This is a genomic window from Azospirillum sp. B4 (genome assembly GCF_000333275.1).
Lineage (GTDB): Bacteria > Pseudomonadota > Alphaproteobacteria > Azospirillales > Azospirillaceae > Nitrospirillum.
On record NZ_BACU01000489.1, the window covers coordinates 1 to 6,235 of the forward strand.

The following is a 6,235-nucleotide window of genomic DNA, read 5'->3' on the forward strand; positions in this document are numbered from 1 at the left end:
TCCGTCGTCCCACCTGCGCCTATTGCGGCGTGGGCTGCAGCTTCAAGGCGGAGATGCGCGGGACCGAGCTGGTGCGCATGGTCCCCTACAAGGATGGTGCCGCCAACCGGGGCCATTCCTGCGTGAAGGGCCGCTTCGCCTGGGGCTACGCCACCCACCGCGAGCGTATCCTGAAGCCCATGATCCGGGCCAAGATCACCGACCCGTGGCGGGAGGTCTCGTGGGAGGAGGCCATCCGCCATACCGCCGGCGAGTTCAAGCGCATCCAGGAGAAATACGGACGTCATTCCGTCGGCGGCATCACCTCCTCCCGCTGCACCAACGAGGAAACCTACCTGGTGCAGAAGCTGGTGCGCGCCGGCTTCGGCAACAACAACGTCGACACCTGCGCCCGTGTCTGCCATTCCCCCACCGGTTACGGTCTGGGCACCGCCTACGGCACGTCCGCCGGCACGCAGGACTTCGACAGCGTGGAGGATACCGACGTGGTCATGGTGGTGGGCGCCAACCCCACCGATGGCCATCCCGTCTTCGGCTCCCGCCTGAAGAAGCGGCTGCGCCAGGGCGCCAAGCTGATCGTGGTCGATCCGCGCCGCATCGATCTGGTGAAGACGCCGCACGTGCGGGCGGCCCATCACCTGGCGTTGCGCCCCGGCACCAACGTCGCCGTCATGACCGCCATCGCCCATGTCATCGTCACCGAGGGCCTGGTCAACGAGGCCTTCGTGCGCGAGCGCTGCGAGTGGGACGAGTTCCAGGACTGGGCGGCCTTCGTGGCCGAGGATCGCCACAGCCCCGAGGCGGTGGCGGAGTACACCGGCGTGCCGGCGGCCGAGCTGCGCGCCGCCGCCCGCCTGTATGCCACCGGCGGCAACGCCGCCATCTACTACGGCCTGGGCGTGACGGAACACAGCCAGGGCTCCACCACCGTCATGGCCATCGCCAACCTGGCCATGGTGACCGGCAACCTTGGCCGGCGGGGCGTGGGCGTGAACCCGCTGCGCGGCCAGAACAACGTGCAGGGCAGCTGCGACATGGGTTCCTTCCCCCATGAGCTGCCGGGCTATCGCCATGTCCATGACGACGCCACCCGGGCCATCTTCGAGGACATGTGGGGCGTGACGCTGGAGAGGGAGCCGGGCCTGCGCATCCCCAACATGCTGGACGCGGCGGTCGACGGCACCTTCAAGGGCCTGTACGTCCAGGGCGAGGACATCGTGCAGTCCGACCCCGACACCCACCATGTCACCCATGGCCTGGAATCCATGGAATGCGTGGTGGTGCAGGACCTGTTCCTGAACGAGACGGCGAACTACGCCCACGTCTTCCTGCCGGGCTCCACCTTCCTGGAGAAGGACGGCACCTTCACCAACGCCGAACGGCGCATCAATCGCGTGCGCCGGGTCATGCCGCCCCGCAACGGCTATGCCGACTGGGAAATCACCCAGCTGCTGTCCAACGCCCTGGGCTATCCCATGAAGTACGGCCACCCCTCGGAGATCATGGCGGAGATCGCGGCCACCACCCCCGGTTTCCGCAACGTCACCTATCAGTTGCTGGATGACAGGGGGTCCGTGCAGTGGCCCTGCAACGACCAGGCGCCGGAAGGCACGCCCATCATGCACATCGGCGGCTTCGCCCGGGGCAAGGGCAAGCTGGTGCTGACCGAATACATCCCCACGGATGAGCGGACCGGGCCGCGCTTCCCCCTGCTGCTCACCACCGGCCGCATCCTCAGCCAATACAACGTCGGCGCCCAGACCCGGCGCACGGCCAACAGCGAATGGCACAAGGAAGACCGGCTGGAGATGCATCCCCACGATGCGGAGAATCGTGGCGTGCGCGATGGCGACTGGGTAAAGCTGCAAAGCCGGGCGGGCGAGACGACGTTGCGCGTCCTGATCACCGACCGGGTATCGCCCGGCGTGGTCTACACCACCTTCCACCATCCCATGACGCAGGCCAACGTGATCACCACCGACTACTCCGACTGGGCCACCAACTGCCCGGAATACAAGGTGACGGCGGTGCAGGTCAGCCCCAGCAACGGCCCGTCGGATTGGCAGGAGAAGTACAAGACCCATAGCGACCTCAGCCGCCGCATCGTCGGCACGGACGCCGCTGAATGACGGAACGCGTGCCCCCCCATGACCTGCCTGTCGGTGACCTGCCCAACGCCAGCCTGCCCGTCACCCGGGTCGCCTGGCGGGACGGCACGCCCGAGGAAGGGGAACGGGTGGTGGCGGAGGAGACGGCGGTGGCCGTCAGCTATGACAGCGCCGCCTATGCCGTGCTGATGGCCACGCCGCGCGACCTGGAGGATTTCGCCCTGGGCTTCAGCGTGACCGAGGGCATCATCACCGGCCGCGCTGACATCGCCGACCTGGACATGGTGGTGGTGCCCGAGGGCGTGAACGTCCGCCTGTGGCTGGCCAAGACGCCGGGGGAGGCGTTGGAACGCCGCCGCCGCCGCCTGGCCGGGCCCATGGGGTGCGGCCTGTGCGGCCTGGAAAGCCTGGCGGAGGCGACGCGCGCCCTGCCGGTGGTGCCGCCGGGCTTCACCGTCGATGCGGCCCAGGTGGGGGCGGCGCGCGATGACCTGGCCCGCCACCAGCCCTTGTTTGAAGAGACGCGGGCCGTGCACGCCGCGGGCTTCTGGCTGGCCGGCACGGACGGGGCGCCCGGCCGCATGGTGGCGGTGCGCGAGGATGTCGGCCGCCACAACGCCCTAGACAAGCTGGCCGGCGCCCTGATCCGCGCCGGTGTCGAGGCCGCCGCCGGCATGGTGGTGATGAGCAGCCGGGTGTCGGTGGAACTGGTGCAGAAGGCGGCGGCCATGGGCGTGCCGGTGCTGGTGGCGGTGTCCGCCCCCTCCGCCCTGGCCATCCGCACGGCGGAGGCCGCCGGCATCACCCTGGTGGCGGTGGCGCGCCGCGACGGTTTTGAGGTGTTCACCCACGCCGACCGGATCATTCCGGGCGACAGGACGGGTGTGGAAGCGAAGCAAGGGAACGTGCGGCATGTCGCCTGACAAGCTGGTCTACATGGCCAACCAAATCGGCAAGTTCTTCATCAGCCAGCCGGGTGACAAGGCGGCGGCCGGCATCGCCAACCATATCGCCAAGTTCTGGGAACCCCGGATGAGGCGGGCGATCCAGGACCATGTGGCCCAGGGCGCCGCCGGATTGGATCCGGAGGTCGTTAAGGCAGTGGAAAGTTTACCCAAAGTAAACTAGGATATCTCTAGTACAAAAGAACAATACTGAGAGGGGTACGGTGGCGATCCGGGCGGGCAGCCATCTGTTTTCGACTGCCAATATAAGAAAACTGGAGGCGCCAATGAGTGTGGGGACTGCGGATTCCACCACCGGGGGCTCGACGGGCTCCATCCTCGACCGGGAAAGAATAGTCGCGAAGGCGGGTTTTAACCGGTGGCTGGTGCCGCCGGCGGCGCTCGCCATCCATTTGTGCATCGGCATGGCCTATGGCTTCAGCGTGTTCTGGCTGCCCCTGTCCAAGGCCCTGACGGGCACGGACGAGGCGGCGTGCAAGTCCATTTCGCTGATGGCGGCCCTGACCACCACCACCTGCAACTGGCGGGTGGCCGACATCCAGATCATGTACACCTTGTTCTTCGTCGTCCTGGGCTCGTCCGCGGCGCTGTGGGGCGGCTGGCTGGAACGGGTGGGCCCCCGGCGCGCCGGTGTCGTCGCCGCCTTCTGCTGGTGCGGCGGCATGGTGGTATCGGCCATCGGCATCATGGTCCACCAGATGTGGCTGTTGTGGCTGGGCGGCATCATCGGCGGCGTGGGCCTGGGCCTGGGCTACATCTCGCCCGTCTCCACCCTCATCAAATGGTTCCCCGACCGGCGCGGCATGGCCACCGGCATGGCCATCATGGGCTTCGGTGGCGGCGCCATGATCGGCTCCCCCCTGGCCAACATCCTGATCAACCAGTTCAAGGGCCCCAACGATGTCGGCGTGTGGCAGACCTTCCTGGTCTTGGCCGCGATCTACTTCGTTTTCATGCTGGCCGGCGCCTTCGGCTACCGCATCCCGCCCGCCGGCTGGCGTCCGGAGGGGTGGACCCCGCCGGCGGCGGCGCAGCGCGCCATGATCACCCACGGCCACGTGCACCTGAAGAACGCGCACCGGACGCCCCAGTTCTGGCTGATCTGGGCGGTCCTCTGCCTGAACGTCAGCGCCGGCATCGGTGTCATCGGCATGGCCTCCCCCATGTTGCAGGAGATCTTCGCCGGCAAGCTGATCGGCCATCCGGAGCTGGGCTTCGACCAGTTGGATCCGGGCCAGAAGACGGCCATCGCCACCATCGGCGCCGCCTTTGCCGGGCTGATCTCGCTGTTCAACATCGGGCGGCGCCTCTTCTGGGCCTCCATGTCGGACAAGCTGGGCCGCAAGGCGACCTACTTCATCTTCTTCGCCCTGGGCCTGGTGCTGTACGCCGCCGCCCCCACCCTGGCGCGCTCGGGCAGCGTCGCGCTGTTCGTGCTGGCCATCGGGGTCATCCTGTCCATGTACGGCGGCGGCTTCGCCACCGTGCCGGCCTATCTGGCCGACATCTTCGGCACCCAGTTCGTCGGCGCCATCCACGGCCGGCTGCTGACGGCCTGGTCGGTGGCGGGCATCGTCGGCCCCATCCTGGTCGGTTACATCCGTGAGGCCGAACTGGCGCTGAAGGTGCCCAAGGATCACGTCTACGACGTCACCTTCTACGTCCTGGCGGTGTTCCTGATCCTGGGAATGCTCTGCAACTTCGCCATCAAGCAACTGTCGGCCAAGTGGTTCATGAGCGATACCGAGGTGGCGGCCCTGCAGGCCAAGACGGCCAGCGCCAACGCCGCCGGCGGTTCCTTCGGCATCGGCCGGGGCGGGCTGGACGGCACCGCCATCCTGGCCTGGCTGGCGGTGGGCCTGCCCATCCTGTGGGGCGTGTGGACCACCCTGCAAAAGGCGGCGCCGCTGTTCAATTGAGCGGTACCAACGACAAGGGGCGCGCCTGGATGCCAAGCGCGCCCCGTTTTCTTTTGTTCCTAGCCCGCGACCGCGGGCGCCGGAGCTTTCCGGGGAGCGAAGCGGACTGGAAAGCGAGGAAAGCCAAGCCGGCGGAAGCCGGCGCCCGGCGTTTGAGGGGGCAGGATCACTGCGCCGTCCAGCCGCCATCCATGGGCAGGGGGACGCCGGTCATCTGCGCCGCGGCGTCGGTGCAGAGGAAGGCGGCCAGCTCGCCCAGTTCCTCTGGCGTGGTGAACTTCTTGGACGGCTGCTTTTCGGACAGCAGCTTCAGCTCGGCGTCCTTGACCGAGATGCCCTCGCGTTGGGCCATGTCATTGATCTGCTTCTGCACCAGCGGGGTCAGCACCCAGCCGGGGCAGATGGCGTTGGCGGTGATGTCCAGTTCCGCCGTCTCCAGGGCGGCCACCTTGGTCAGGCCGACCACGCCATGCTTGGCCGCCACATAGGCCGACTTGTGGGGGCTGGCCACCAGGCCGTGGGCGGAGGCGATGTTGATCAGCCGGCCCCAGCCCTGCTTCTTCATATAGGGCAGGGCGTAGTGCATGCCCCAGAACACGCCGGACAGATTAATGGCGATGATGGCGTTCCACTTGTCCTCGGGGAAATCCTCGATGGCCGCCGTGTACTGGATGCCGGCGTTGCTGACCAGCACGTCGATGGACCCAAAGGTCTCGACCGCGGTGTCGATCATCTCCTTGATGGAGGACGGCTTGGAGATGTCGGCGGCGTTGTAGGCGGCACGCACGCCGAACTCGCTCTCCAGCCCGCTGCGGACCTTCTCGATCTCCGCGGCGTCGCCGAAGCCGTTCAGCATGATGTTGGCGCCCTTGGACGCCAGGACGCGGGCGATGCCCAGGCCGATCCCGCTGGTGGATCCGGTGACGACGGCGGCTTTACCCTTCAGCATGACTACCTCTTCGGTTGAGCACGTATGGCGGTTGATCTCGTGTCCGTTGGCGTCGGGCGGCCGGTCAGGTCAGCCGCCGCCGATCCTGATATAAGGCCATGTGTGCGCCGCCGAAAGCCCCGCCCATGGCCTAAGCCGTTGTCATAGGACGATTGCCGCCGGAATCTACAAAACGGCGTTGGCGGGTGCGATGGGCGGCGGCGTTCAGCCATGCGAGCCCAGCGCGTTCGCACTGGACGCGGCATCACATAACCGTCATCAACTCCGGATATTAATGAAGAACACGCTCTTTAT

At 67.2% G+C, this 6,235-nt stretch carries 5 protein-coding genes; 4 read left to right on the plus strand and 1 reads right to left on the minus strand.

The features are described 5' to 3' along the window. The 4 genes from fdhF to I55_RS21415 all read left to right on the plus strand — a co-directional run. Window positions 1-2,129: formate dehydrogenase subunit alpha (fdhF, locus tag I55_RS21400; RefSeq protein ID WP_044562628.1), on the plus strand; the 2,129-nt coding region annotated here is incomplete at its 5' end. Beyond that, entirely contained in the window at window positions 2,126-3,031 is a 906-nt protein-coding gene (gene fdhD / locus I55_RS21405; RefSeq protein ID WP_083901312.1) for a formate dehydrogenase accessory sulfurtransferase FdhD, read from the plus strand. The genes fdhF and fdhD, both read left to right, overlap by 4 nt. After that, on the plus strand, window positions 3,021-3,236 hold the full coding sequence (locus tag I55_RS21410) for a formate dehydrogenase subunit delta (RefSeq protein ID WP_044562629.1): 216 nt from the start codon (window positions 3,021-3,023) through the stop codon (window positions 3,234-3,236). Before fdhD ends, I55_RS21410 begins: the two co-directional genes overlap by 11 nt. Before the next feature lie 103 nt (window positions 3,237-3,339). Further along, complete coding sequence (locus I55_RS21415; protein ID WP_044562632.1) at window positions 3,340-4,992, plus strand: OFA family MFS transporter; 1,653 nt, start codon at window positions 3,340-3,342, stop codon at window positions 4,990-4,992. Window positions 4,993-5,158: 166 nt separating this feature from the next. Here the strand turns inward: I55_RS21415 and I55_RS21420 are convergent, their stop codons facing one another. After that, on the minus strand, window positions 5,159-5,941 hold the full coding sequence (locus tag I55_RS21420; protein ID WP_044562634.1) for a 3-hydroxybutyrate dehydrogenase: 783 nt from the start codon (window positions 5,939-5,941) through the stop codon (window positions 5,159-5,161). Window positions 5,942-6,235: the final 294 nt, after the last annotated feature.

Bases quoted from the DNA above. Each gene is read 5' to 3' on its own strand.
- I55_RS21410 (WP_044562629.1), top strand. From the start codon at position 3,021: ATGTCGCCTGACAAGCTGGTCTACATGGCCAACCAAATCGGCAAGTTC.
- I55_RS21415 (WP_044562632.1), top strand. From the start codon at position 3,340: ATGAGTGTGGGGACTGCGGATTCCACCACCGGGGGCTCGACGGGCTCC.
- I55_RS21420 (WP_044562634.1), bottom strand. From the start codon at position 5,941: ATGCTGAAGGGTAAAGCCGCCGTCGTCACCGGATCCACCAGCGGGATC.
- fdhD (WP_083901312.1), top strand. From the start codon at position 2,126: ATGACGGAACGCGTGCCCCCCCATGACCTGCCTGTCGGTGACCTGCCC.